The following is a 26,362-nucleotide window of genomic DNA, read 5'->3' on the forward strand; positions in this document are numbered from 1 at the left end:
AATTATTCGTACAACCATTTCCCGGCTTTAGCCGATTTAATAAACATGTCTATCGTGAAATCAGGAACATCTATAGGATTAGGCTTCTTGAATGGGTTCCATGAAAATTTAACTTCAGGGTAGTAGGTTTCAAGATGGAAATCAGACATGTCTACGCCAAATTCTTTTGCAAAATCTTCAACTAACTCTTCAACATCATCCTGATCAAGCTGCACATCAAAATGAATGTTTGACTCTGCCGTGTACGTGTCGTATTTCTTTTTCCTGAACATGTAAGCACCTGAACGAACAGAAAACATGTGTAGTACACGCTGTTCAATGTCGTCTTCGCCGATTACCATAACTTATCATTGCCTCTCGCTATGGTGTTGTATTCGCGGATCGAATTGTAGGTAATCTGTGAAACATCAGCCAAAAGAACAACCTCGCCAACCAATGGAATAGTACGGCCTACCCATGTACCAACCTTCCGCACCATTCTGCGTTTTACAGTCCACGGAGTATAACCACCGATCCATGTCGGCATTTTCAACCCGAACGGGAACATTCTATTTCCGAATACTTTCCTCACGCCTTTTGAAAGTCTGGAAGTTCCTTTCAGTGCCGTTTCTGGCTTAGTCCGAGTATCTTGGTCATTCATACCTGCGTACAGTGCATAAATTGCGGCAATGTCTTTAATGCCGAACTGGTCAGCAGTGTTGAAAATAAACACCATAAAAAATAGTTCAGAGGCGGTAAGATTCGACTTTCCAGCGTAGAAGTATGTTCCGTTTAATTCCTCAACCGTATCCACAGCCAATTCCTTTTTTGTGCAAAGGGCAATCATAACGGCCAATATTAAGCCATTCCAGAGCAACAGATTGATTTACATCAAGCACCAAGCGCATTCAGGAGCACACACCACCTTTTGCCAGCAGGACATACATACCACCAGCGCGGATTTTTCCGGATTGGGATAGGTTGACACTTTCCGGGAAAACTCGCATTTAACCTTAGGAAATCTTAGGAGGCCGGTTGACACTTTTGCGGAAAATCCGGGGTTTTATAGCAGCGTTAACGGGGATAAATTAATTCGGGGCCTGCAATCACAGGGGCTGTGGCCGGGTTGACGCTTTTTCGTAGGAAAGTGAAAAGTGTCAACCTGCGCGTTTCGTATCTCAGGAACGGTTTACACTTTGCCACCGGGCGACGTTGACACATATCACCTGTGCACCTTTTCGCGCCAGAGTGAAAGAGCCTTAATCCCCTCCGGATTCCAGTCCGCCATTTCATCAGGGTAATCCGTGGAGGTGTAAAACAGTTCGCGCCTCAGGGTCAACAGCAGCAGCGCCGCATTCTCTTTCAGGTCATAACGCTGAAAATAAAATTCAGCATCCTGCGTATCAAGATAAATACCTTCATCCTCCAGAAGCGCTACCTCATAGCCCAGTTCATCAGCTGCGGCGACAGCCACTGATTGATCGCCACAGCATCGAATGCTGTGATTTTCTCACCTAGCTTTGTTGGCTTCGGCAAAGTGCCGTCACGTACCTTGCGATCCAGAGTAGAAAGGCTCATACCCAGCATTTCAGCCAAACGATAGCGGCGGATGTAGCCGGTTGTAGGAATTGCAGACTGTGTGGAGGGTTGGTTTTTCATATGCCCCGTTACCTCTTGCTGGTGGTTGATGACTTGTAACGGAATAAATTGAAGACTGATTTGCCTCAAGGCGATAGGGTGCATATCCAGCTATGCACCATTATTTGTATTAGTCGGAATTGATCACTAATGAAAATGCCGTGTACTTATCTGGTTTAGGCGGTTGTAATTTTTATTTTTTTATCCAACGTTTGATTGAGTCTTTACTCACCGAGCCGTTGAAGTATTGATGTAGTTTCGAGAGCATTTCGTTTTTACTTGCCGCCGGATACTTCTCCCAAGTGTCTTTAAGTATTCTGATGGCTTTTGCATAATTGGGATTCCGTGGTTGTGATGAATTTTTTCGCTGCTTCAGTCGCTCAACAACCTTGCCAGAATGATAAACAAAGTGTAACTGTCCTAATTTCATGTTTTCATTGTAGAAAGCAACTTTTAACAGATTATCAGCAACGGAATCAAGCCCCATGAAATGCATAATGCAAGCCGAAAGAACTAAATCATTGCTTTCTTCTAATTTAAAAATATCGCCAAATGATCCATGCTCAACACCAGAAAATTCATTTATCAAATCAATTACTTCTGGTTTTGATATTTCATCTCGAAGATAAAACCTAAAGCCTTTATTTAACTCTTCAAGAACAGTTCTCTTTTCATTTGTTGTAACAAATCCCCGCGAACCTGATGCTGTTTCCATTATGTAAAAATCTGCGCTTTGGGAGAACTTCACGGCTTCATCAGCTATTCTTTTATTCACATTATTTACGTAATTGACAACTGGATGATTCGTTTTTTCCCCTGTTTTTTTGCTCACGAATGCACACATACTTTCATCCCTTTATTCAGCCAAACGCAAAGGCATTACGTTATATGTTTCACCTCGTTCCAACGCTACCAGCAAATCAGCCCACTGAGTCAGCGCCGCCTTGCGCTCGTTGAAATACTCATGCCGGTTACACCCTTGTGTACACGCTAATCATGCACTTTGTTGATTATTTATCATAGCTCTTGATATGAAAAAAGCCCGACGCAATGCGGGCTTCAGGATTTTTTGACAGCAGATGATTTTCAGTAAATCGTCATTTGCTTTTCTTAATGTGCTTAATCAGACGTTTACGCTTACGCATCTGAGTCGGGGTCAGCGTATTGCGCTTATTCGCATACGGGTTTTCCCCTTCTTTAAACTGAATACGGATAGGCGTTCCCATCACGTCCAGCGATTTGCGGAAGTAGTTCATCAGATAGCGCTTGTAAGAGTCCGGCAGGTCTTTCACCTGGTTGCCGTGAATCACCACGATTGGCGGGTTATATCCCCCGGCGTGGGCATATTTCAGCTTCACGCGGCGACCGCGAACCAGCGGCGGCTGGTGATCTTCAACCGCCATAGTCATGATGCGGGTCAGCATGGCGGTGCTGACGCGACGGGTTGAACTGTCATACGCTTCACGTACGGACTCAAACAGGTTGCCCACGCCGCTGCCATGCAGCGCAGAGATAAAGTGTACGCGCGCAAAGTCGATAAAGCCCAGACGGAAGTCCAGCGTCTCTTTCACCTGCTCTTTCACTTCCTGGGTCAGGCCGTCCCATTTATTCACGACGATGACAAGTGAGCGCCCACTATTAAGGATAAAGCCCAGCAGCGACAGATCCTGATCGGAAATCCCTTCGCGCGCATCAATAACCAGCATCACCACGTTGGCATCTTCAATCGCCTGCAACGTTTTAATGACGGAGAATTTTTCTACTGCATCGGTGACTTTCCCACGCTTGCGTACGCCTGCGGTATCAATCAGCACGTATTCACGCTCATCGCGTTCCATCGGAATATAGATACTGTCGCGCGTCGTTCCCGGCATGTCATAGACCACTACGCGGTCTTCACCCAGAATACGGTTAGTCAGTGTGGACTTACCTACGTTCGGACGACCGACAATCGCCAGTTTGATTGGCAGATCCTGAGGGTTGAAGTCATCTTCCGACTCCTCTTCCCCGTTCTCTTCCGCTGCCAGTTTCGCCCAGTATTCGGCGTCTTCATCCACCTCTTCCTGCGGGGCGACGTCGTCCATCCACGGCAGCAGAACATGCTCCAGCAGGCTGAGCACGCCACGACCGTGAGAAGCTGCAATCGGGTGAATTTCACCCAAACCCAGCGCATAGAAGTCGACAACCGCCTGATCGGGATCGAGCCCGTCAGTTTTGTTTGCCACAAGGAACGTGGGTTTTTCGCGGGAGCGCAGATGTTTGGCGATCGCTTCATCCGCTGGCATCAGGCCAGCACGCGCATCCACCATGAACAGCACAACATCAGCCTCTTCAATCGCCAGCAGCGACTGTTCCGCCATGCGGGTTTCCACACCGTCTTCGGTGCCATCAATACCGCCGGTATCAATACAGATAAACTCGCGGCCTTCAATCTCCGCACGACCGTACTTACGGTCACGAGTCAGACCCGGGAAATCCGCAACCAGCGCATCTCGGGTGCGAGTTAGACGGTTAAATAACGTGGATTTTCCGACGTTAGGGCGCCCGACAAGCGCGACCACAGGTACCATGTTTAAAGCCTCATTTAAAAAATCATCAAACAACGCGCGCGATTTTTGCGCCGTTGTTAAAAACAGTAAAACGGCCCCTGCACCAGGAGCCGTTTTTCAAAGCGTGCGGCCGTGACGATTAACGCGTAATAGAGTACAGCGTACCGTCTTTCGCCTGGATCAGCAGTTTGCCATCGGCAGAGACCGGTTCGGTCAGGAAGCCGGAGCTATCCACTTTTTGCTGAGCCACAAAACGACCGTCCTCAACGTTAATCCAGTGCATATAGCCTTCGCTATCACCTACCACCAGATTGCCATTATACAGCGCAGGCGATGTCAGCAGGCGGTGCAGCAGATCGCTTTGCGTCCACAGCGTCACGCCGCCGTCGGTGGTCAATGCCAGAATACGGTCGTTCTGATCCACCAGGTAGATACGATCGCCGTCAACGATGAAATCATTCACCGAGCCCAGCTCACGTTTCCACATAATCTGACCACTGCGCAGATCCAGCGCCGTCAGGTTACCATTATAAGCCAGCGCGTAAACGACGCCATTGACGATAACCGGCGTGGTATCGACATCGCTCAGACGGTCGATTTCAGTCGAACCGGTCGCCTGGGAAATACGCTGTTGCCAAATCATCTGGCCCTGCTGCATCAGCACGGCGCTGACGCGACCGTTATCACCACCCACAATGGCGGCGCCATACGCGGTAGCCGGAGCGGACTCACCGCGCAGCGAAAGCGACGGCATGTCGAGGTTCACGGTCCATTTGATCGCGCCGTCCGCCTCATTCAGCGCCTGCAACTGACCGTTGCTGGTATGAATAAGCACCAGGCCATCGCTGACAACCGGGCGAGATAACGCTTCACCGGCGACTTTCGTCTGCCATGCCGTCGTACCGTCAGCCGCGTTCAACGCATAAACCTGCGCTTTTTCGCTGCCAATATAGACATGGCCGCCGGAGACCGTTACGCCGCCAGACAGCAACGCAGGCGCTCTGGAGAACCAGCCGTCTTTCTCCGCCAGGTTCACGGACCAGACTTCTTTCCCGTCATCCGCGTTTACCGCTTTTACGGTGCCTTTACGGTCAGCCGCGTAGACCACGTTATCGGCATACGCCGGGTGCAGGTTGGAATAGAACTCGCCGATACCGCTACCTACAGACGTACTCCATGCGGTAGACGGCGTAAACTGGTTTTCCACCGTCGGCAACGGGGACATTTTGACAACATCTTCTTCGCCACTAAACAGTGAACAACCGCTCAATAACGTAACAGAAAGCAGTCCTGGCAGAAGTAATTTACGCAATTGCATCGGGTCCCTCTCAGATGGACAAATTATTGATTTTCATCTGCATCATTTCACTCAGCGCCGGGCTGGCATCGCTTTTCACGCCTGCTTCCCATGCGCTGCGCGCGCCTTGTTTATCGCCTTTGCTCAACAACGCTTCGCCACGCAGATCGGCGACAATCGCAGCCCATCCTTCACCTTTTACGGTATCGAGCGTTTTCAGCGCGGTATCGGCCTGCTTGAGCTGCACCTGAACGCGGGCAAGACGCAGATTAATCACCGCTTTGAGGTTCTCATCGCTGGTGGCCGCCAGTCCTTGCTGTAGCTGGGCTGCGGCTTTCTCAAGTTCATTTTGATCAACAAACTGCTGCGCCAGTTCCATAGAAGCTAACGCGCCGTAGGTATTTTTATTCTCCGTGGCGAATTTCTCCGCAGCGGAGATGCTATCCGGTTTGCCCGCGCTCACCGCGGTCACCGCATTTTGATATGCCAGAGAAGCAGAGCGTGCGGACTCCGTCTGATGACTGGTCCAGTAGCGCCAACCGAGCAGCGCGCCAACCCCTAAAATCACCCCAACAGCCAGCGCTTTGCCATTTTCAGCAAAGAAGCGTTTAATCGCATCAACCTGGTCGTTTTCGTTCTCGTAAATTTCCACGCTGTCCTTCTCCTTAACCCAATAACGTGCGCAAATGTGCGGTCACACTATCCTGTGCGACTGCCGTTTGCTCACCAGAGCGCAAATCCTTCACTACAACGGTGCCGTCAGCCACTTCGGACTCACCCAGCACCAGTGCAACGCGGGCGCCCCATTTATCGGCACGGGCAAACTGTTTCTTAAAGTTGCCGCCGCCGTGGTTAGTCATCAGTTTCACGCCCGGATTTTCATCACGCAGGCGCTCCGCCAGTGTCATCGCCGCAGACTGCATATCCGCGCCTGAGGCTACCAGGTATATATCGACAACAGGATCGGCATTAAATTCCAGATTAACTGCCTGAACTAACAAAACAAGTCGTTCCAGACCCATCGCAAAGCCCACCGCCGGGGTTGCGCGACCGCCAAGTTGCTCCACCAGACCGTCATAACGACCGCCGGCGCACACCGTGCCCTGAGACCCCAGACTGTTGGTTACCCATTCAAATACGGTGCGGTTGTAGTAATCAAGGCCGCGAACCAGACGCTGGTTGACGGTGTAAGCGATACCCGCCGCTTCCAGCAGTTTGCACAGACCGGCAAAGTGCTCGCGGGAGTCGTCATCCAGATAGTCGCCCAGAGCAGGCGCATCGTTGAGCAGCGCCTGAACGTCCGGGTTCTTGGAATCCAGCACGCGCAGCGGGTTGGTATACATGCGGCGTTTGCAGTCTTCGTCCAGCTTCTCTTTATGCTGTTCAAGGTATGCCACCAGCGCATCACGATAGTTGGCGCGCGCGTCAAGCGAACCGATGGAGTTCAGCTCCAGATTCACATGTTCAGCAATACCCAACGCACGCCACCAGCGCGCGGTCAGCAGAATCAGCTCCGCATCAATATCCGGCCCTTGCAGACCGAAGGCTTCGACACCCAACTGATGGAACTGACGATAACGCCCTTTCTGCGGACGCTCGTGGCGGAACATCGGCCCGATATACCACAAGCGCTGTTCCTGATTGTACAGGAGACCATGTTCGATACCGGCGCGTACGCAACCCGCCGTCCCTTCAGGACGCAACGTCAGGCTGTCGCCATTACGATCCTCAAAGGTGTACATCTCTTTTTCAACCACGTCAGTGACTTCACCGATAGCGCGTTTGAATAACGGGGTCTGCTCTACAATCGGCAAACGGATTTCACTGTAACCGTAGCTGCCGAGCACGTTTTTGAGTGTGCCTTCAATGCGCTGCCAGATGGCGGTTTCGCCAGGCAGATAATCGTTCATGCCGCGAATGGCTTGAATGTTTTTTGCCACGTTTATTCTCTTTCTGAATATAAAAATGAACCCTCAGCGCTTCCCAAACGATACGGGAGCCATGCGGGTTCAATCATACACGGGAAGCGCGCCGCTTCCCATCGCGTTATTATTTTTCAACCTGCTGCACGTCGATTCGACGCGCTTCGTCCATAATGCTGGCCTTCGCGCGGATACGGGCTTCAAGCTGCGTAATCATATCATCGTTGTCGAGTCTGTCTTTACGCACGCCGTCTTCATACAGGCCACTTTTTTTGTTGCCGCCCGTTACGCCCAGCGTCGAAACCAGCGCTTCGCCCGGCCCGTTCACCACACAGCCGATGATGGAAACGTCCATTGGCGTGATGATGTCTTCAAGGCGTTGTTCCAGCGCGTTGACCGTGCCGATGACGTCGAACTCCTGACGGGAACAGGTTGGGCAAGCGATAAAGTTGATCCCACGCGCACGAATGCGCAGCGATTTCAGAATATCGAAGCCCACTTTAATTTCTTCTACCGGATCGGCCGCCAGAGAGACGCGCAGCGTATCGCCAATGCCTTCCGACAGCAGTAAACCGAGGCCAATCGCCGATTTCACCGCGCCGCTGCGCGCGCCGCCCGCTTCGGTGATCCCAAGATGCAACGGTTGTTCGATCTGTTTCGCCAACAGACGATAGGATTCTACCGCGAGGAAAACATCCGAGGCTTTCACGCTGACTTTAAACTGATCGAAGTTCAGGCGATCGAGATGATCCACATGGCGCATCGCCGATTCCAGCAGCGCCTGCGGCGTCGGCTCACCGTATTTTTCCTGTAGATCTTTTTCCAGCGATCCGGCGTTTACGCCGATACGGATAGGGATATTTTTATCGCGGGCGCAATCAACAACGGTACGAATACGCTCTTCGTTACCGATGTTGCCTGGGTTGATTCGCAGGCAATCCACGCCATATTCCGCCACTTTCAGCGCAATGCGATAGTCAAAGTGGATATCAGCAACCAGCGGGACATTAACCTGCTGCTTGATCAGCTTAAACGCCTCTGCGGCATCCATTGTCGGCACGGAGACGCGGACGATATCCGCGCCAACACGTTCCAGCGCTTTAATTTGATTGACCGTCGCTTCCACATCCGTCGTGCGCGTATTGGTCATTGACTGTACGGCGATGGGGGCGCCATCGCCAATCGGCACATTCCCAACGTAAATACGTTTCGATTTTCTACGTTGAATTGGAGCCTGGTTATGCATGAAAAATCTCCCGCGTTGCCCGTCTGTTACTGCGCCGGTGATTGTTCGGCATTAAGGGTCAGACGCGCAACCTGGTTAGTTCTGATAAAACGGCTCAGATCGACAGGTTTTCCTTGATACTGGATCTGTACCGCAGCCGGGGCGCCAATTTTAAGCTTATAAGGCGCCTGACCGGTTAGGTTTAAATTGCCATCTTTACGCTGCATTCCGCTAAACAGTTTTTTCCCTGTCGCATCGGTGACTTCCAGCCAGCAATCGGCGGTAAAGTTCATCACCAGCGCGTTCTGATCGACCGCTGACGCAGCCACGCCCGCCTGCTCGGTCGGCAATGACGCCGCATCACCCGTCGCGGCAGGCGCCGTGGTTGCGGTATCCACATTCGCCTGAGAAGGCGCAACGACCGCATTCTGCTGAGCGTCTGCGGCAGGCGCCGTGGTCGTCGCGGACGCATCCGGCGTCTGCGGCACAGCGTTTGTCGCCGTAGAGTCAACAGGCGCAGTTGGCGCTGGCGTCGAATCCTGGCTTGCGGCTTCGCTGGTGTCCAGCGGTACGCTCTGGGCGCTATCGCCGCCGGCATTCAGTTCAGCAGAGGATTGATCGACCATCGTGGTGAGTTCTTCCTGCTGCGCCTTATGGTTTTGCCACCACCAGGCCCCCGTCAGGCCAACCACCACAAACAGCACCAGCCAGGTGAACGTCATCAACCAGCCATCGCGCTTTTTACGACGCTTACCTAAAGAGAAGCTCTGCATCGGCGCGACTTTGGAAGGACGAACCGGCGCCTGTTTTTCCAGACCGGGCAGCAGTTCTTCTTCAGGGATGTGCACCAGACGCGCATAAGAGCGGATATACCCGCGCAAAAACGTTGAAGCGAGATCGGCCGGGGCCTTATCTTCTTCAATATCGCGTACCGTGGAAACCTTCAGGCAAAGTCGCTCTGCAACCGCCTGCTGGCTGAGTCCGAGTTGTTCACGGGCATTGCGCAGACGAACGCCGGTGGATTGTGCTTCATTTTGGTCGTGCGTGGCTTCAGTATTCATTCGCTACAGCTGCTGGTACGTAAATTGGGGTTCAGGCGCCGGTGAGACACAATGCCCACCCGCACCGCGAAACATCTGGTCAGTTAACCTTAGTTGGACAGTATAAGACTGTCAGGCTACTTATGACAAAACAGCTTAATCCTTAAGGCTAAACTATTGTTGCACCGCTACATACTGCCCTAAAGTTGACAAAAACGCACCGTTAATATTGACCAGATAAGTACAACTTGAGGCATCATTCAACCAACATTGCGCCACTGTATACAAAACACACAATGGCGCAAGCCGTATCAGACCGCCTTAATGTCGATAGCCTCACCTTGCATACGCTTACGCAGAGTACGTTTGGTACGGTCAATCACATCCCCGGCAAGCTGACCACAAGCGGCATCGATATCATCGCCGCGTGTTTTACGCACAATGGTCGTGAAACCATAGCTCATCAACACCTTAGAAAAACGATCGATGCGGCTGTTGGAACTCCGGCCATACGGCGCGCCCGGGAACGGGTTCCACGGAATCAGGTTAATCTTACACGGCGTATCTTTCAGCAGTTCCGCCAGCTGATGCGCATGTTCCGTTCCATCGTTAATGTGGTCCAGCATGACGTATTCAATTGTGACGCGTCCCTGATTCGCATTGGATTTCTGCAAATAACGGCGAACCGCGTCGAGGAACGTTTCGATGTTGTACTTTCTGTTGATCGGTACAATTTCATCGCGAATTTCATCGTTCGGCGCATGCAAAGAGATCGCCAGCGCAACGTCAATCATGTCGCCCAGTTTATCCAGAGCCGGAACAACGCCTGACGTCGACAGCGTAACGCGGCGTTTAGACAGACCGAAACCGAAATCATCCAGCATGATTTCCATCGCCGGTACGACGTTGGTCAGGTTCAGCAGCGGTTCACCCATACCCATCATCACCACGTTGGTGATCGGGCGTTGCCCGGTGACTTTCGCCGCGCCGACGATTTTCGCCGCACGCCACACCTGGCCGATAATTTCAGAGACGCGCAGGTTACGGTTAAAGCCCTGCTGCGCAGTTGAGCAGAATTTACACTCCAGCGCGCAACCAACCTGTGAAGAGACGCACAGCGTGGCGCGATCGTCTTCCGGGATGTAGACCGTTTCCACGCGCTGATCGCCAACGGCAATCGCCCATTTGATGGTGCCATCTGAAGAACGCTGTTCTTCCACCACCTCTGGCGCGCGGATTTCCGCCACCTCTTTCAGTTTGCCACGTAACACTTTGTTGATGTCGGTCATCTCATCAAAGTTATCGCTGCAATAGTGGTACATCCACTTCATCACCTGATCGGCGCGGAAGGGTTTTTCACCTAATTCTTTAAAAAACTCCCGCATCTGCTGACGGTTCAGATCCAGCAGGTTGATTTTTCCATTTTTATCAGGAACAACTGGGGTGATGATTTCAGACGTGACAATTTGTTCAGACATATTCTATTCCGGCCTCGTTATTACACGTTATGGCCCCTGGAGGGTTGAAAAAAGAAGCGCCCCAGTGAGCGGTGCTCGTCCTGGGGCGCTGCATTGTACAAATTCTATCGCAAGGATGCCACGCCTGCGCGGGACATTAGCGAAAATAATGTGTAAAGGCAGAGCAGCGTCGTAGACCTGATAAGTCGTAGGCCGGATAAGCATCAGCGCCATCCGGCATTGCGCGACTGCCTGATGGCGACGCAGATGCGTCTTATCCGGCCTACATACTACATCACTGATTTATTAACGAGTGCGCGGGCACACTTCGCCTTCACCAAAGAAATAGGCGATTTCACGCTGAGCGGATTCCAGAGAATCTGAACCGTGGGTGCCGTTTTCGGTGAAGCTGTCCGCGTAGTCGGCACGCAGGGTGCCCGCCAGCGCGTTAGCCGGGTTGGTTGCGCCCAGCAGGTCGCGGTGACGCTGCACGGCATTTTCGCTTTCCAGTACGGAAACCACGATCGGGCCAGAGGTCATGAACTCGACCAGACCGTCGAAGAACGGCTTACCATCGTGCTCGGCATAGAAACCGCGCGCCTGCTCAACGGTCAGGTGCAGCATTTTCGTACCGACAATTTTGAACCCTGCTGCTTCAAAGCGCGCAAAGATGTTGCCAATAACGTTTTTTGCCACCGCATTTGGTTTGATGATGGAAAAAGTACGTTCAATCGCCATGATTACCTCTGTAATGTGTTCTGCTGTTGTATATATGCTTGTACGACCTGGCGCGGATTATAAAGAGCATCCGGGTTATTGCCTATGGATGAAGGTAACATTTTTTTAAAATAAGATGAGTATTAGCAACAAACTGTTGCTATCAGCTCTATTGCAGAGTAAATCGCAGCGCAGAAATCTGTCCAGCAGCATCCATAACCAGTAATTGATACTCGCCTTTTTCGGCAAGATGTAACGTAATATTCCGTTCGCGTTCTCCCAACGGCTCACCATTGAGGAACCACCAGCGCGCCCCCGCGCCACCACTGCTCTGAATCGATAAATCCACCCCGGAAGCGCCGGGTAACCGTTTCACTATCGCGCCATCACGCACGCCCGTTAACTGTAGAGGTAAAGGCGCATCCTGCCCCAGCGGCGGGCAGGCCGTCGAAGCCGTCGGTAGTCGCGCAGCGCGGCGTTCAGCAGCGGGCAACCAGGGCTCCAGCGGCAACGGCCAGACAATCAACGTCTGCTCCCGCGCCTGGGCGCAATCGGCGGCGACGCGTTTTCCGTCATTATCCAGCCAGACAGGAAAACGAATGCCGCTAATCCCTTCCTGTTCAGGTAACAGCAGCGTCGGCGGTTGGCTGTTCTCCAGCAGCCAGGTCGCCAGTCGACGGCGGCAGTTACTGTCTCCCGCCGAAAGCGCCTGTCCGCCCGGCCAGCAGATAACGCCCCGGCTCACCGACGCCGGACGCGGATCTTCAGGCTGCGTCGCGGCGCGCGCCATCAGCATATTATTCACCTGATTAAGCAGCGGCACCGCGCTGGCAAAACCAAACTGTCCGGCAACGGGTGTGCCGTCGGGCCTGCCCGTCCAGATGCCAGTCACGTAGCGGGAGCTAACACCTATCGCCCACGCGTCGCGATAGCCATAGCTGGTGCCGGTTTTCCAGGCGAGCGGCACTACGCGCGGCAGGGCGCTATCCGGCAACGGCTGCGCTTCATCGGCCATCACCCGCCGGATGATCCACGCCGCGCCCGGCGACATCAGCGGACGCTCCTGCAACGAATCCCCTGGCTGCAAGCGCAATATTGCCGCCTTGCCATGACGGGCGAACGCGCTGTATGCCGCCACCATCTCGTCCAGCCTTGCGCCCGCGCCGCCCAGAATCAGGGAAAGATTAGGGGCCGCGCCCGCAGGCAGATACAGCGGCAGGCCAACGTTACGCAGTTTTGCCGCAAAACGTTTTGGGCCATATGCTTCCAGCACCTGTACCGCAGGCAAATTTAACGAACGCACCAGCGCTTCGCTCATGCTGACGGGGCCATGAAACCCGCTGTCAAAGTTTCCCGGACGATAATCGCCGGTACGGCGCGGCACATCCTGTAACAGCGAGGCGGGATGGATCAACCCGTCATCCAGCGCCAGCCCATAGACAAAGGGTTTAAGCACCGATCCCGGCGATCGGATCGCAGTGACCATATCCACATGACCAAAACGACTGTCATCATTCATATCCACCGATCCAACCCAACCACGCACGCTCATATCGGTATGATCGACAACGATCATCGCCAGCGAACTGCGCGCAGGAAGCCGCCCCTTCCAGTTTTGCGCCAGCTCTTCAAGCTGACGCTGCAACCCGGCATCCAGCGTGGTGACGATTTTGTCACTGTTGCTTTTGCCCAGCATCATGCGTGAGAACAGCGGCGCCAGTTGCGGCATTTGTCGGGGCGCCAGCCAGACGGGTTCTTCGCGGGCCTCCTGAACATGCCGGGCCGACCATACGCCCTGCGCCGCCATCCGCTCCAGCACTTTATTGCGCGCCGCTTGCGCGCGTTCCGGCCAGCGATCGGGACGCAAGCGGCTCGGCGCCTGCGGTAAAACCGCCAGCAACGCCGCTTCCGAATAGCTCAGTTGCGCCGGTGGTTTACCCAGATAAGCCCAACTGGCGGCGCCGATGCCCTGCAACGTTCCGCCAAACGGCGCACGGTTCAGATACAGCGTCAGAATATCGCGCTTGGACAGGTGCCACTCCAGCTGGAGCGCGCGCCAGAGCTGGCGAAATTTACCGCCAAAGGTTCGCGGATGCGGGTCCAGCAGTCGCGCCACCTGCATGGTCAACGTACTGCCGCCGGAAATCACGCGTCCTGACGACAGATCCTGCCAGGCGGCACGCAGTACCGAAAACGGGTTCACGCCCGGATGCTGCCAGAACCAGCGGTCCTCGTAATTGATTAACGCGTCAAGATAGCGGGGAGAAACGTCTTCAATCGTCACGGGATAGCGCCAGATCCCCTCCGCATCGGCAAAGCGCCACAGCGGTGTGCCGTCATGCGCCACCACCACCCGTGCCGGATTGACCTCATGCAGCGGTAGCGGCCAGATTTTGTCCGCCGCCCAGACTGTCAGAATCATCAGAAATGGAGCGATGGCCAGCCAGCGCCAGCCACCGCGTAGACTACGCAGGACGATCATTTATGGCGTGACAATCAAAAGCCCCTCGGTTGATCCCGTCGCCCGCCACTGTGGAACATACATTGACTCCACCTGCGGGACAGGAACCTGATAGGTTCCCGGCGTCACCGCGCGCGCCAGATACACCAGCGTCACCGGCTGCCCCTGGTTAACCGCCACCGCCGCGACAAAGCGATCGTCACGGAACTCCATATGCTGAATATCCGCCTGCTGCATCTGATTTAACAGATTTTGCACTTCACTGCCGCTGTCCTGCAGGCTGGCGCTGCTGTTTGCTAGGTTCTGGTTTTCCAGCTCCAGACCGGCAGGCAGCAGGTCGACCACCAGCGCGTCTGGCACGTTTTGACTCGCTTTCACTTCGAGCCAGACCAGCACCAGTTCACCGCTGCGCAGGGAACTGAGCGATTTACTCTGACCATCGGTTCCCAGAATCTGGCGCTCGATGTGCAACACATTGCTGGCAGGTACGGGCGCCGTTTGCGGGTATCCGCTGCTGTCCAGACGCAGCCACAGCGGTTGGTCGCCGCTGTTGGTCACCTGCAACGCGGAAAGCCGATCGGCATCCAGATTACGCGTTTGCGCTTTATCGCCCGTCAACGGCTGGTCAGCGAGCGAAGTCTGCGCCTGCCATGTCCCCGGCAGATCCTGTAGCGTGCGCGCAGCAAGGAACAGCGCATTACTCTCCTGCGTCGAAAGCCAGCGCTGACCAAATGCCTGTTCAGAAAGCGTCGTCAGCAGCGTATTTTGCGCCTCGGGTTGCAGCTTATTTTCTTCCAGCAGCGACAGCATGAGCGCGTTATCACGCAACGGGCTACCGTAATCCGCCATCCATTGCTGCGCGTCACGGCGCGGCGTGTTCAGCGCCAGCGTCAGCGCCTGTTCACTGCGGCCGGCATCGCCCATATTTTTCAACGCAATGCCCAGTTGCAGAAGCGGCAAGCCCGACGCGGCCTGACCCCGGCGTTCCCAGATTTCCCGCAGCGCGCCAAGCGGCGCTTTTTGCTGACGCGCCAGCACCAGTCCCGCATACGCCTGAACGGCAAATTTGCTGGCCTGGGTATCGTCGCTATAGCGAACCGACATCATGCCCGGGTCCTGCAAATAGCGCAGCAGGCGTTCATTTCCCCGGTTAATCGCATCGGCCGGAACGCTGTATCCTTGCTCGCCAGCGCGCACGAGGAAATCCATCGCGTATGCGGTAAGCCAGTATTCTTCCGGCCCGTTGTTATCCCACAGGGCAAAACCGCCGTTATCACGCTGCATTTGCAGCATCCGGGAGATCCCCGTGTCGACTGCCGCACGGCGTTTTTCATCGGTATCACCCGCGATCCCCAACGCCTTCAGTTGCGCCGCGTTGGTATAGAGCGACGGGAACAGGCCGCTGGCGGTTTGTTCCAGACAACCATACGGATAAGCCTTCAGCTCCCGAATATAGCGCGCCAGGTTCAGCGGCGGTTTGCCGCTAAGCAACAACTGCCCCTGCAACGTTACCGGTGAGAAGTTCTCCAGATTTTGGGCGGGCGCATGCCAGGTTTCCCCCGCCTGAAGCACCGTTCCGCTATTTACCGTCTGCGCAGGCCAGGCCGGACGGACGCCAATTTTCCACTGCTTATGCTGAGCGGGAAGCGTCTCGCCAGGCAGGTTCAGGCCGGTCAGCGTGGCCTGCAATTCTCCCTCGCCAAACCCTTCTTTTGCGCGTACCGGGATAAACAAGGTCGTACGCACGCCCGGCGCCAGGTTTACCGGAGCAGGTTGCTGACTCACCAGTTCCAGTAACCCACTGGCGGCGAGTTCAATCGTCAACGTCTGCGGTTTGTCTGTCAGGTTAGTGACATCCAGCGTCAGGCGCGAAGTATCGCCGCCCGCCATAAAGCGTGGCTGATTCAGCTCCGCAATCACCGGAGCGGCAACAATCACCTTGCTTTCACTGCTGCCGAAGTCCTCTGCCGTCCATGCCTGGGCCATAACGCGTAACTCACCGTTAAAATCACCAATCGGCAACGTAACGGAACCTTCGCCCTGCTCATTGAGCGTAACCGGCAACGCCTGCTGCGCCACGATGTTGACATGGTTGACCGGCGGTTTGCCGCCGCGTTTGAGTTCATCGCCATCGCCGCCAAAACGCAGCGTCGCCAGACGTCCCTGCCCTTCAATCACCTGACCGTAGATATCATAAATATCCGCGCCATAGCGTTTTTGCCCGAAGAATGCCTGCCACGGATCTGGCGTAACGTAATCGGTGATATTCAACACTCCGCTGTCCACCGCAGAGAGCAGTACGTTGATCTGTTTTGGCGTTTCGCCATGTTTAGCGCTGGCTTTGACGTTCACCGTCAGCGGCTGGTTTGGACGTATTTTAGCCGGGCTTTCCAGCGTCAGATCCAGACGACGATTTTCATCCCCCAACGGCAGGTGCAGCAGCCCAACCGCGCGTTTCGGCGTCGCTGAACGCGACTTATCGCCCGGACGCACAACCAGCGCGCTCAGGTAGAGATCGTGTCGATTCCAGGCTTTATCGACGGGAATTGACAGGTCGAGGCCCTCGGCAGGTACATCTATTTCCTGCCACCAGAGCGGGCCGTCGCTTGATTCCACCATCGCGTAGCCTTTACCCGCCACCGGCGCGGCGACATGCAGTTTGATGGTGTCCCCAGGACGATAGGTGGGTTTATCCAGCTTCAGGGTGACGCGATCCGGGCGCGCCGCGCCGCTGCCGTCGCTGTTATCCTGCCAGCTGTAACCTGCCCAGAAGCGCACGCTGCTGATCGCATCGTTCGGGGCTTTCACTTCGAGACGATACGATCCCCAGTCAACCGGGAAGCTCACCTTGCCCGTTTCATCGGCGCTGAGATCCAGCGTCTGCTCCCCTTCAACCAGATCTTTTTGATCAAACTGCGACTGCCAGCCTTCGCTTTCCGACCAGTTCCAGTAGTAATCGCGCCGTTCACGGATCAAACGAACCTGCAAACCCGAAGCGGCTTTTTTATTGCCTTGCGCATCGGCGTAGACAATATCAAAGGCGGCGTTCCCGCCCTCATCCACGATGGGTTGGTTAACCGTGGCGTCAGTACGATAGTCATACACCGCTTTAGAGGCGAATTGCGGACGAATACCCGGCAAGGTATCGGCAGGCCAGATAGCCTGTTCCGCACGGCGAGTGACCGGGCGACCACCTGATTCCAGCAGGCTTGCCTGTAGGATCACCTGTAACGGCGAATGCGCTTCCTGCCACTGGCTGTTGGCGGAGACGTCGCCACGGCCATTTTCATCCAGCGTAAGCTGGACTTCGTCCAGACTGCGGGAAAGGTTTTCTTCTGCAATATCGCCAAACTGGAAGCCCGGCAGCGCCTGTACCGCTTCACGCTGCGGGCGCAGGAAGAGTTGCCCCTGTAACGTGTTGCCATTGGCAGGCGCTCCGTACAGGTAGTAACCAACAACGGAGAACGTCACTTCCTCCGACGGGGCTAACGGCGTTTTCTGCGCGCTGAGATTAAGCGCCATTCGCTCCGGCATAAAATCTTCGACATGGAAATCCCACATCCGGGGCTGGTTATCGCCCGTGTTCGCGCGGATGTGCCACATGCCGGTTGGCGCACCGCTATCCAGCGGATACGTAAAGCGGTATAACCCGTTTTCAGGCTGGCTGACAACGGTGCGCAGTACCTGACCGTCCGGCTTTACCACTTCCAGTTTGACGGGCTGATCGGGCAAGGTTTTACCGTCGCTGTCGCGCAGCAGTCCGTTGAGGATCACCGTTTCCCCAGGACGATACAGATCGCGCGGGCCGAACATAAAGAACTGTTTGCTGTAGCCCGTCGCGCCCGCAATCGCGAACTCCGCCAGATCCAGCGCGGGCAGTTTCAGATCCAACAGCGTGGTTTGTCCGTCTTTTCGCGCCAGCAACAGCGCCGCCTGCTGACTATTTTCCAGCTGTACATGCCCCTGCGCATCGCTGGCGGCTTGCGCCAGCGTCTGACCTTTCTCATCAAGCAGAGCAACCTCAACCCCCTGCTGCGCTGCGCCGTTTTCCAGACTCTGCGTAAAGATATCAAGACGATTGTGATAACGGTGGGCGGAAACGCCAATGTCGCTGAGGGTAAAGAGCGTGGCAGGATTACTGTAGTTGTAATGTCCGGCCTGATTCATTACCGCAATGTACACGCCCGCCTGTTGCAGGGGCTTAATGTCACTCAGCGGCAACAGGCGTTTTTCACGCGTATTACGTGCAGGATTGAGATCAAAACGCCCGGTATAGACCAGATCCGCCATTTTGAGCAGGTTGTCAGATTCCCAGTTCGAAAGAGCATTGCGGTATTCCCACTGGCTGACGAATGCCGCCAGCGACTCAGGCTTCACGCGAAAGAAGTTTACATCCACCTCGTTCACGTTCAGCGCCATGACCGGCAAGCCTTCCACCACTTTTCCCGGCAGCAGCGAGCCACGGCTGGCAAAGCCGACGCTCGGCTGAACGTCTCGCGTGGTAATGGTTTTTTCATACGCGCGGCCAAAAGCGGCTTTATTCAGCGCCGTTAAATCACGTTCAACGGACACCACCAGATCGCGGTTGGGTTCCAGGTGGCGCAAGCGCAGCTCTTTCAGATTCGGCGACAGCTCCCAGGCGCCATCAACCTTGCCGCTTTTTTTATCGACCACATGTACGGTGCGGGCAAAATCTTGTTCAGGATCTAACGGAATGGAGAACGTCAGCACCAGCGTCGCCGCGCCGTCCAACTGGACTTCGGAGGCGTCCAGCAGCGTCAGTTCTTTACCTTCGCTCTGTTGCGCCAGCTTTTGCAGTTGTGCCGAATCTTTCGTCGGAGCGGATTGCGCGGCGGGCGTCTCATCGTTTTTCACCGCCGTTGGCGCGTTATCGTTGTTATCGCACCCCGCCAACGCCAGCATGAGCATGCAAGCGGCTACGCGTATGTGTTTCATTCTTTCATCCCTGGCCACAGTGGCCCGTTAGCAACGTAGAGTAACTATTATGCGTGAGATTTCCCGTTGTGAAAGCCAGTATTCGTTATATAAGTTCTGATTTTTTCATCAGAAATGTGGTTTCACCAGACAAATCAGCCTCTTTTACTTGTCCCTTTGCGGTAAACGTCCGACAATTTGGCATTATTATGGCAAAAGATGGAGACGCCTATGTCCACCTCCTGGTTTGTCGCCGCCGACTGGCTGGCAGAGCATATCGACGATCCGCAAATTCAAATTATCGACGCCCGCATGGCACCTCCCGGACAGGAAGACAGGGATGTTGCGGGTGAATATCGTTCAGGCCACATCCCCGGAGCACTCTTTTTCGATATTGAAGCGCTCTCCGATCACACCTCGCCGCTGCCGCACATGATGCCTCGCCCGGAAGCCTTCGCCGTGGCGATGCGTGAACTGGGCGTACACCAGGACAGACATCTGGTGGTCTACGATGAAGGCAACCTGTTTTCCGCCCCGCGCGCGTGGTGGATGCTGCGAACGTTTGGCGTAGAAAACGTCTCAATTCTTGCCGGTGGCCTGGCGGGCTGGCAGCGCGATGAGCTGCCGCTTCAGGAAGGCGAAGTGGAACTCCCGGAAGGGGAATTTGACGTTAAATTCACGGTGGAGAAGGTTGTGCGTCTGACCGATGTACTTCTGGCGAGCCATGAAAGAACCGCGCAAATCGTTGATGCCCGCCCGGCGCCACGGTTTAATGCCGAAGCCGATGAACCGCGTCCGGGTCTGAAGCGTGGCCATATTCCCGGCGCGTTGAACGTGCCCTGGACAGAGCTGGTGCGTGAAGGGGAATTAAAAACGACCGATGAACTGGACGTCATTTTCTTCAGTCACGGCGTCAGTTTTGACAGACCAATTATCGCCAGCTGCGGTTCAGGTGTCACCGCGGCGGTCGTGGTGCTGGCGCTCGCCACGCTGGATGTGCCCAATGTCGCGTTGTATGACGGCGCATGGAGCGAATGGGGCGCGCGTAATGATTTACCGGTAGAACCGGCCTAACGTTTTGTAATGTGCCGGATGGCGCTTGCGCTTATCCGGCCTACCGCGCGAGGTGTCCCGGATGACGTTAACGCCATCCGGCTACCGGGATCAGATAATCCGATTCTGTTTGAAATCGCGCAGGAACCCGCCCCAGCGGCGCTCGTAGAACGGCGCGATGTGCTCGGTAATAAAGTGGCTGATGCCCTGCTCACCTTTTTTCACCTGACAGATATCAATCGGTTCATCGCCGGGCAAGGTGTCAGTCGCCACGCTGCCCGCCGCATGAATGATCTCTTCGATGTCGCCATCCGCTTCGATGCCAATCAACAGATTCGGCTGAGCGTCATTGCTCTCTTTAATGGTGCAAAGAAAGGCGCGCTTAACCAGTTTGATGGTTTTAAACAGCGTGGTCAGGGAGTCGATCATCTGCGCAGGTGGTTCTGCCACCTCAGACAGAATCAGCGATTCACCGCCTTCCAGCACTTCCTGTGTACTCAGCGGATTGCCCTCTTCACCGATCAGATGGCTGATCTCACGCGGCATAAACTCTTTGCCGGTAGGCAGTTTTGCGTTCAGGAAGAGCGTTTCGCCGAGCGTCATTTCAAATAACGTGCGCACCGGCATCACCACGAATGCCTGCTCGTCTTCTACCGCCTGCTGCAAGGCTTCCAGAGAGGTAAAAAACGGGATGACCGTCGTGCCGTCTTCTTTTTCCCAGTGCTGCAAATCCAGCGCGCTATCGTCAACAATCGCTTCGCCTTCAGCCGCTGTGCCTGGCACCCAGACGGTGGACTCCAGTAAGGTACGGAAAAATGCCGGACGATGCGCGGGTTCAGTCGCCGCCTTCTCCAGCAGGGTTTCTAATTCGTTTTTTGTTTCGGACATAAGGATCACAATAGAGATGCGTGTAGGGCGGGCAAGCGAAGCGCCCCCGCCGTTATCTTGCCGGATGGCGCTAACGCTTATCCGGCCTACATAATTATGCTGTTAACAGGTTAGCGATGGTGCGCACACCCAAACCGGTCGCCCCTGCCGACCACTGCTCAACCGGCGCTTTACGGTAGGTTGCAGAGCAGTCAATGTGCAGCCAGCCCTGCTGGTAGTTTTCGACAAAGTGCGACAGGAAGCCCGCTGCGGTGCTCGCCCCGGCAGGATACGCCGCGCTACCGGTATTGTTCAGTTCCGCAAAGTTAGAAGGCAACTGATTGCGGTGGAACTCCGCCAGCGGCAGACGCCAGAACGGTTCATTTTCTTCTGCCGCACTCGCCAGCAGACGCCCCGCCAGCGCGTCATCAAAACTGAACAACGCGTGGTAGTCGTTACCCAGCGCGGTTTTCGCGGCGCCGGTCAGCGTCGCCGCATCGATGATCAGCTCTGGTTTTTGCGCGCTGGCGTCGATCAGGCCATCCGCCAGCACCAGGCGCCCTTCCGCATCCGTGTTCATCACTTCCACGTTCTTACCGTTGCGATAATGAATAATATCGCCCAGTTTAAACGCGTTGCCGCTGATCAGGTTATCCGCGCAGCACAGGTACAGCTTCACGCGTTTGTTCAGACCACGGGTAATCGCAAATGCCAGCGCGCCCGTTACCGTTGCCGCACCGCCCATATCGGACTTCATCGAGTCCATAAATGCGCTTTGCTTGATGCTGTAACCGCCGGAGTCAAAGGTAATGCCTTTGCCCACCAGACAGGCGTAAACCGGCGCGTCTTTATCGCCGGTAGGGTTGTAATCCAGCGCCAGCAGCACCGGCGCGCGATCGGAACCCCGGCCAACGGTATGCAGCCCCATGTAGTTTTGCTCGCGCAGATCTTCGCCTTTGGTAATGCGGTAAGAGACGTGATCGCACGCGACGCTGCACAGCAGATCAACGGCACGCTGCGCCAGCTGTTCCGGCCCCAGCTCTTCCGCCGGTGCGTTAATGGTGTCACGCACCCAGTCAATGATCGCCAGACGGTTATCCAGTTCCTTCCGCTTCTCATCGTCAAGATCTGGCCACTCGACCTTGCGGCTGCCTTTCGGCCCTTTGTAACCCTGCCAGAATGCCCAGCTACGCTCCACATCCCAGCCAGCGCCGGTCAGTTGTACGTGTTTAATGCCCAGGCCGTCGATTTTACGCGCCGCGCGCTGGATTAAGCCGGAATCATCTTTACCGTTCAGGTGCAGGGTAATGCCGTCGTTATTGATGCTGTATGTGGCTTTGTCTCCCCAGCGAGCGTCAGCCGGTTGGGTGGAGAGCGTAATTTTCATCGCTTCAGTCATTGTTCTTTTCCTTCTTCGCGCATACAGGAAAACGGGCCACCCGTGGGCAGCCCGTTTATTTATTCAGCTTCGTCCAGCCAGACCAGCAGGATAGCCTCAAGGATCTTTTCATTTGATGCCTGCGGGTCATCATCAAAATCCTCAAGATCGCAAATCCATTGATGCAGGTCGGTGAAACGAACGGTCTTAGGATCGAGATCGGGGAACGCGTCGTACAGCGCCTCGCCGATTTCGCGGCTATCAGTCCACTTCAGTCCCATACTACCCTCTGTTAATGCTCGCGTGCATGGTTGATTGTGTAACGTGGGATTTCGACCACCAAATCTTCATCGGTGACGCGCGCCTGACAGCCTAAACGGCTCTCCGGCTCCAGACCCCAGGCTTTATCCAACATATCGTCTTCGTCTTCCGTGCTTTCCGGCAGGGAATCGAAACCTTCACGCACGATGCAGTGGCAGGTCGTGCAGGCACAGGATTTTTCACAGGCGTGTTCAATCTCGATACCGTTACGCAGGGCAACGTCAAGAATGGTTTCGCCGGTCTCAGCTTCCAGAACTGCGCCATCGGGACAGAGATCCTGATGAGGCAGAATAACAATCTTTGGCATATTAAACCTCGTCCACGGAATGGCCTTGCAGCGCGCGACGAACAGATTTGTCCATGCGGCGAGCGGCGAATTCCTGGGTTTGTTTGTCTACGTTTTTAATGGCTTGTTCTATCGCGTCAACATCATCGCTCTGCGCAACCTCGCTCAAGTGCGCGGCGGCATCATCAATGACCTGACGTTCTGCGGCGCTTAGCAGCGCGGCATCAGCAGCGAGCGCGCCGGTCAGGCTTTCCAGCACGCGCGCCGCTTCCACTTTTTGCTCTGCCAGCATACGGGCTTTTACATCCTGCTCGGCAAAGCTCATTGAATCCTGAATCATGGTGGCGATTTCGCTGTCCGTCAGACCGTAAGACGGTTTGACCTGGATAGACGCCTCAACGCCGGTGGATTTCTCCATCGCGGTGACGTTCAGCAGGCCATCGGCATCCACCTGGAAGGTGACGCGGATATGCGCCCCGCCCGCTGGCATCGCCGGGAGCCCGCGCAGCGCGAAGCGCGCCAGCGAACGGCAATCCTGCACCAGCTCGCGCTCGCCCTGCATGACATGGATCGACATCGCGGTCTGACCATCTTTAAAAGTGGTAAAGTCCTGCGCGCGCGCCACCGGAATGGTGGTGTTACGCGGGATCACTTTCTCCACCAGGCCACCCATGGTTTCCAGCCCCAGCGACAGCGGAATCACGTCCAGCAGCAGCATTTCACTGTCCGGCTTGTTGCCGACGAGGATATCCGCCTGAATCGCCGCGCCAATGGCGACGACCTTATCCGGGTCGATTGCCGTCAGCGGCGGACGACCAAAAAATTCGCCCACGCGTTCGCGCACCAGCGGCACACGGGTGGAGCCGCCGACCATCACCACTTCCAGCACCTCCTGCGCCTCAACGCCCGCATCTTTCAATGCGCGACGACAGGCCATCAGAGTACGTTTAACTAAAGCGGCGATAAGGTCATTAAACTGTTCACGGGTGATGTCGCCCTGCCAGCCCGCCACATTGACGCTAACGGAATCGGCATCGCTCAGCGCGATTTTTGCCGCGATGGCGGCATCCAGCAGTTCACGCTGGACACGGTTATCGCTGCGATCGGCAATGCCCGCCTGCTCACGGATGTAATCGGCCAGCAGATGGTCGAAGTCGTCGCCGCCGAGCGCGGAATCACCGCCGGTCGCCAGCACTTCAAACACGCCGCGACTCAGGCGCAAAATAGAGATATCGAAGGTGCCGCCGCCGAGGTCGTAAACCGCGATAACGCCTTCTTTGCCGGAGTCCAGACCGTAGGCGATCGCCGCCGCCGTAGGTTCATTGAGCAGACGCAAGACGTGCAGCCCCGCCAGACGCGCCGCGTCTTTCGTTCCCTGACGCTGTGCATCGTCAAAGTAAGCGGGCACGGTAATGACCACGCCATCCAGCTCGCCCGACAACGCTTCCGTCGCCCGCGCCGCCAGCGCTTTCAGGATATCGGCAGAAATACGTACCGGGTTGAGCAGACCTGCCGCCGTTTCAATCATCGGCAGACCATTTTCACTGGCCTGGAACTGATACGGCAGATGGGGATAGCGCGTCTGAATATCCGCCAGCGAGCGGCCCATCATGCGTTTTACCGAGCTGATGGTGTTAGCCGTGTCCTGCGCCGCGTTCGCACGCGCCGCGTAACCGACCGTGTGGCCCTGCTGCTGATAGTGAACGACTGACGGCAACAGATGGCGACCGTCGTGATCGGCCAGCGTTTCTGCCTGGCCGCTGCGAACGGTCGCAACCAATGAGTTGGTAGTACCTAAATCGATGCCTGCCGCCAGACGACGCTGGTGCGGCGCAGCGCTCAGACCAGGCTCACTAATTTGTAATAAGGCCATATTCGCTTCCGGGAATTAAAAATCGAGCAGCTTTTCTTCGAGTTGTTCGGCGCTGCTTCGCAGTTTATCGAGAAAACGCAGTTTACGCACGGTGTCCGCCGCCACGTCCCACGTCTCGTTGTCCAACTGTTCCACCATCAGCTGATGGCGGGCATCAAACATTGTTTTCACGCGCTTGATGAAACTTTCCAGTCGCGCTTCGTCCTTTGCCTGTTCTATTTCATCAAGCTCTTCACGCAGTTCCAGCTGTTCCATCAAAAACGCGGTATCGCGCACCGTATGCTGCTCGCTGGCCAGATCAAAGCCGTGTAGTGACAGTAAATATTCGGCGCGCATCAAAGGGTGACGCAGCGTTTGCCAGGCCTGATTAATGGTCGCGGAGTGTTGTACGGCGGCGAGTTGCTCAGCCTGCGTACCGCTGGCGAATTTATCAGGATGATACTGACGTTGAAGATCCTGAAAACGGAGGCTCAGCGCCTGGATATCGAGTTGATAGTGGGCTGGCAAGCCAAAGAGGGTGAAGTAGTCCATAACATTCTCAGGGCATCGACTCTCTGATGTTTCAGGGAGTCAGGTAAAACAAACCCCACGCGCAGGTGACCACGGTGGGGTTATCGGTAAGCACGTTACACGTTGAAGCTTTCGCCGCAACCACACTCGTCTTTTACGTTCGGGTTGGTGAATTTAAACCCTTCGTTCAGACCTTCTTTTACGAAGTCTAACTGCGTACCGTCCAGAAATTGCAGGCTCTTACCGTCGATCACGACTTTTACGCCTTTGTCTTCAAACACGGTGTCTTCTGCCGCCGGTTCATCAACAAATTCCAGTACATAAGCCATACCTGAACAGCCGGAAGTTCTCACCCCCAGGCGCAGGCCAAACCCTTTACCACGGTTTGCCAGAAAGGTATTTACTCGCGCTGCAGCACTGTCGCTAAGTGTAATCGACATAACAACCTCAACTCTTCTTATTTTGCTTCACGTTTGCTTTTGTAATCCGCAATAGCGGCTTTAATTGCGTCTTCTGCCAGAATGGAGCAGTGAATTTTCACCGGAGGCAGTTCAAGCTCGTCTGCGATATCGGTATTTTTAATCGCTTGCGCTTCGTCCAGGGACTTCCCTTTCACCCATTCGGTGACCAGGGAGCTGGACGCGATAGCGGAACCGCAGCCGTAAGTCTTGAAACGCGCGTCTTCAATGATACCTTCATTGTTGACTTTAATCTGCAACTTCATCACGTCGCCGCAAGCCGGTGCACCCACCATGCCGCTGCCTACGTTTTCGTCGCTGTTGTCAAAGGAACCCACGTTGCGTGGATTCTCGTAATGATCGATTACTTTTTCGCTGTAAGCCATTATAAATTCT

24 protein-coding genes are annotated in these 26,362 nt (G+C 55.1%); 1 reads left to right on the forward strand and 23 read right to left on the reverse strand.

Annotated features, from left to right (window positions below; all coding sequences use genetic code 11):
- Positions 1–2: 2 nt before the first annotated feature.
- From OGV79_RS20125 to OGV79_RS20200, 15 genes are all read right to left on the reverse strand, one after another.
- A complete protein-coding gene (locus OGV79_RS20125) occupies positions 3–341 on the reverse strand; it encodes a DUF1493 family protein (protein WP_110493955.1) in 339 nt (112 codons plus the stop codon).
- Positions 335–793 carry an STM2901 family protein gene (locus OGV79_RS20130; RefSeq protein WP_110494891.1) on the reverse strand — a complete coding sequence of 153 codons (459 nt, stop codon included), beginning with the start codon at positions 791–793 and terminating at the stop codon, positions 335–337. The genes OGV79_RS20125 and OGV79_RS20130 overlap by 7 nt, the downstream gene beginning before the upstream one ends.
- Positions 794–1,201: 408 nt before the next feature.
- Positions 1,202–1,453, reverse strand: coding sequence for a hypothetical protein (locus OGV79_RS20135; RefSeq protein ID WP_110493954.1), 252 nt, complete (start codon positions 1,451–1,453; stop codon positions 1,202–1,204).
- Positions 1,414–1,638: a helix-turn-helix transcriptional regulator gene (locus OGV79_RS20140; RefSeq protein WP_110494890.1), complete on the reverse strand. Its 225-nt coding sequence runs from the start codon at positions 1,636–1,638 to the stop codon at positions 1,414–1,416. Before OGV79_RS20140 ends, OGV79_RS20135 begins: the two co-directional genes overlap by 40 nt.
- Before the next feature lie 172 nt (positions 1,639–1,810).
- Positions 1,811–2,461, reverse strand: a complete 651-nt coding sequence (locus tag OGV79_RS20145) for a hypothetical protein (RefSeq protein ID WP_110493953.1) — start codon at positions 2,459–2,461, stop codon at positions 1,811–1,813.
- 253 nt (positions 2,462–2,714) lie between these two features.
- Positions 2,715–4,187, reverse strand: a complete 1,473-nt coding sequence (gene der / locus OGV79_RS20155; protein WP_230010269.1) for a ribosome biogenesis GTPase Der — start codon at positions 4,185–4,187, stop codon at positions 2,715–2,717.
- Positions 4,188–4,305: 118 nt separating this feature from the next.
- Positions 4,306–5,484 carry an outer membrane protein assembly factor BamB gene (gene bamB / locus OGV79_RS20160; RefSeq protein WP_047462014.1) on the reverse strand — a complete coding sequence of 393 codons (1,179 nt, stop codon included), beginning with the start codon at positions 5,482–5,484 and terminating at the stop codon, positions 4,306–4,308.
- A gap of 10 nt (positions 5,485–5,494) precedes the next feature.
- Positions 5,495–6,115, reverse strand: a complete 621-nt coding sequence (locus OGV79_RS20165) for a YfgM family protein (RefSeq protein ID WP_012131267.1) — start codon at positions 6,113–6,115, stop codon at positions 5,495–5,497.
- Positions 6,116–6,128: 13 nt separating this feature from the next.
- Entirely contained in the window at positions 6,129–7,403 is a 1,275-nt protein-coding gene (gene hisS / locus OGV79_RS20170; RefSeq protein WP_286468832.1) for a histidine--tRNA ligase, read from the reverse strand.
- Between the two features lie 109 nt (positions 7,404–7,512).
- Positions 7,513–8,631 (reverse strand): flavodoxin-dependent (E)-4-hydroxy-3-methylbut-2-enyl-diphosphate synthase, encoded by a 1,119-nt coding sequence (gene ispG / locus OGV79_RS20175; protein WP_012131265.1) that lies wholly within the window; start codon positions 8,629–8,631, stop codon positions 7,513–7,515.
- A 26-nt stretch (positions 8,632–8,657) separates the two neighbouring features.
- Complete coding sequence (gene rodZ / locus OGV79_RS20180; RefSeq protein ID WP_200030540.1) at positions 8,658–9,671, reverse strand: cytoskeleton protein RodZ; 1,014 nt, start codon at positions 9,669–9,671, stop codon at positions 8,658–8,660.
- 290 nt (positions 9,672–9,961) lie between these two features.
- Positions 9,962–11,128, reverse strand: coding sequence for a dual-specificity RNA methyltransferase RlmN (rlmN, locus tag OGV79_RS20185; RefSeq protein ID WP_012131263.1), 1,167 nt, complete (start codon positions 11,126–11,128; stop codon positions 9,962–9,964).
- A gap of 285 nt (positions 11,129–11,413) precedes the next feature.
- Positions 11,414–11,845, reverse strand: coding sequence for a nucleoside-diphosphate kinase (gene ndk, locus OGV79_RS20190; protein ID WP_012131261.1), 432 nt, complete (start codon positions 11,843–11,845; stop codon positions 11,414–11,416).
- Between the two features lie 148 nt (positions 11,846–11,993).
- On the reverse strand, positions 11,994–14,306 hold the full coding sequence (gene pbpC, locus OGV79_RS20195) for a peptidoglycan glycosyltransferase PbpC (RefSeq protein WP_286468833.1): 2,313 nt from the start codon (positions 14,304–14,306) through the stop codon (positions 11,994–11,996).
- Complete coding sequence (locus tag OGV79_RS20200; protein ID WP_286468834.1) at positions 14,307–19,241, reverse strand: alpha-2-macroglobulin family protein; 4,935 nt, start codon at positions 19,239–19,241, stop codon at positions 14,307–14,309.
- Between the two features lie 210 nt (positions 19,242–19,451).
- Here OGV79_RS20200 and sseA point away from each other — a divergent pair, with 210 nt between their 5' ends.
- Positions 19,452–20,294, forward strand: coding sequence for a 3-mercaptopyruvate sulfurtransferase (sseA, locus tag OGV79_RS20205; RefSeq protein WP_198448665.1), 843 nt, complete (start codon positions 19,452–19,454; stop codon positions 20,292–20,294).
- A 90-nt stretch (positions 20,295–20,384) separates the two neighbouring features.
- On the opposite strand, the gene sseB is transcribed toward sseA, so the two are convergent.
- The 8 genes from sseB to iscU form a co-directional block, all read right to left on the reverse strand.
- Positions 20,385–21,161 carry an enhanced serine sensitivity protein SseB gene (gene sseB, locus OGV79_RS20210; RefSeq protein ID WP_012131255.1) on the reverse strand — a complete coding sequence of 259 codons (777 nt, stop codon included), beginning with the start codon at positions 21,159–21,161 and terminating at the stop codon, positions 20,385–20,387.
- Between the two features lie 94 nt (positions 21,162–21,255).
- A complete protein-coding gene (gene pepB / locus OGV79_RS20215) occupies positions 21,256–22,539 on the reverse strand; it encodes an aminopeptidase PepB (protein WP_286460261.1) in 1,284 nt (427 codons plus the stop codon).
- A 59-nt stretch (positions 22,540–22,598) separates the two neighbouring features.
- Complete coding sequence (gene iscX, locus OGV79_RS20220) at positions 22,599–22,799, reverse strand: Fe-S cluster assembly protein IscX (protein ID WP_012131252.1); 201 nt, start codon at positions 22,797–22,799, stop codon at positions 22,599–22,601.
- Positions 22,800–22,810: 11 nt separating this feature from the next.
- Positions 22,811–23,146, reverse strand: coding sequence for an ISC system 2Fe-2S type ferredoxin (gene fdx, locus OGV79_RS20225; protein ID WP_012131251.1), 336 nt, complete (start codon positions 23,144–23,146; stop codon positions 22,811–22,813).
- A gap of 1 nt (position 23,147) precedes the next feature.
- Positions 23,148–24,998, reverse strand: coding sequence for a Fe-S protein assembly chaperone HscA (gene hscA, locus OGV79_RS20230; protein ID WP_110493950.1), 1,851 nt, complete (start codon positions 24,996–24,998; stop codon positions 23,148–23,150).
- A gap of 15 nt (positions 24,999–25,013) precedes the next feature.
- The gene (gene hscB / locus OGV79_RS20235; RefSeq protein WP_200075576.1) at positions 25,014–25,529 is read right to left on the reverse strand and encodes a co-chaperone HscB; all 516 of its coding nucleotides are present in this window, start codon (positions 25,527–25,529) and stop codon (positions 25,014–25,016) included.
- 95 nt (positions 25,530–25,624) lie between these two features.
- Positions 25,625–25,948 carry an iron-sulfur cluster assembly protein IscA gene (gene iscA / locus OGV79_RS20240; protein ID WP_004104506.1) on the reverse strand — a complete coding sequence of 108 codons (324 nt, stop codon included), beginning with the start codon at positions 25,946–25,948 and terminating at the stop codon, positions 25,625–25,627.
- Positions 25,949–25,965: 17 nt separating this feature from the next.
- A complete protein-coding gene (iscU, locus tag OGV79_RS20245; RefSeq protein WP_002913991.1) occupies positions 25,966–26,352 on the reverse strand; it encodes a Fe-S cluster assembly scaffold IscU in 387 nt (128 codons plus the stop codon).
- Positions 26,353–26,362 lie beyond the last annotated feature (10 nt).

Origin of the sequence: Citrobacter sp. CK185, assembly GCF_030333565.1 — a bacterium.
GTDB classification, from domain to species: domain Bacteria; phylum Pseudomonadota; class Gammaproteobacteria; order Enterobacterales; family Enterobacteriaceae; genus Citrobacter_B; species Citrobacter_B koseri.

Excerpts from the sequence above, each read along its gene's own strand:
- OGV79_RS20125 (WP_110493955.1), bottom strand. The coding sequence starts at position 341 with ATGGTAATCGGCGAAGACGACATTGAACAGCGTGTACTACACATGTTT.
- OGV79_RS20140 (WP_110494890.1), bottom strand. The coding sequence starts at position 1,638 with ATGAAAAACCAACCCTCCACACAGTCTGCAATTCCTACAACCGGCTAC.
- OGV79_RS20145 (WP_110493953.1), bottom strand. The coding sequence starts at position 2,461 with ATGTGTGCATTCGTGAGCAAAAAAACAGGGGAAAAAACGAATCATCCA.
- der (WP_230010269.1), bottom strand. The coding sequence starts at position 4,187 with ATGGTACCTGTGGTCGCGCTTGTCGGGCGCCCTAACGTCGGAAAATCC.
- bamB (WP_047462014.1), bottom strand. The coding sequence starts at position 5,484 with ATGCAATTGCGTAAATTACTTCTGCCAGGACTGCTTTCTGTTACGTTA.
- ispG (WP_012131265.1), bottom strand. The coding sequence starts at position 8,631 with ATGCATAACCAGGCTCCAATTCAACGTAGAAAATCGAAACGTATTTAC.
- rodZ (WP_200030540.1), bottom strand. The coding sequence starts at position 9,671 with ATGAATACTGAAGCCACGCACGACCAAAATGAAGCACAATCCACCGGC.
- rlmN (WP_012131263.1), bottom strand. The coding sequence starts at position 11,128 with ATGTCTGAACAAATTGTCACGTCTGAAATCATCACCCCAGTTGTTCCT.
- ndk (WP_012131261.1), bottom strand. The coding sequence starts at position 11,845 with ATGGCGATTGAACGTACTTTTTCCATCATCAAACCAAATGCGGTGGCA.
- pbpC (WP_286468833.1), bottom strand. The coding sequence starts at position 14,306 with ATGATCGTCCTGCGTAGTCTACGCGGTGGCTGGCGCTGGCTGGCCATC.
- OGV79_RS20200 (WP_286468834.1), bottom strand. The coding sequence starts at position 19,241 with ATGAAACACATACGCGTAGCCGCTTGCATGCTCATGCTGGCGTTGGCG.
- sseA (WP_198448665.1), top strand. The coding sequence starts at position 19,452 with ATGTCCACCTCCTGGTTTGTCGCCGCCGACTGGCTGGCAGAGCATATC.
- sseB (WP_012131255.1), bottom strand. The coding sequence starts at position 21,161 with ATGTCCGAAACAAAAAACGAATTAGAAACCCTGCTGGAGAAGGCGGCG.
- pepB (WP_286460261.1), bottom strand. The coding sequence starts at position 22,539 with ATGACTGAAGCGATGAAAATTACGCTCTCCACCCAACCGGCTGACGCT.
- iscX (WP_012131252.1), bottom strand. The coding sequence starts at position 22,799 with ATGGGACTGAAGTGGACTGATAGCCGCGAAATCGGCGAGGCGCTGTAC.
- fdx (WP_012131251.1), bottom strand. The coding sequence starts at position 23,146 with ATGCCAAAGATTGTTATTCTGCCTCATCAGGATCTCTGTCCCGATGGC.
- hscA (WP_110493950.1), bottom strand. The coding sequence starts at position 24,998 with ATGGCCTTATTACAAATTAGTGAGCCTGGTCTGAGCGCTGCGCCGCAC.
- hscB (WP_200075576.1), bottom strand. The coding sequence starts at position 25,529 with ATGGACTACTTCACCCTCTTTGGCTTGCCAGCCCACTATCAACTCGAT.
- iscA (WP_004104506.1), bottom strand. The coding sequence starts at position 25,948 with ATGTCGATTACACTTAGCGACAGTGCTGCAGCGCGAGTAAATACCTTT.
- iscU (WP_002913991.1), bottom strand. The coding sequence starts at position 26,352 with ATGGCTTACAGCGAAAAAGTAATCGATCATTACGAGAATCCACGCAAC.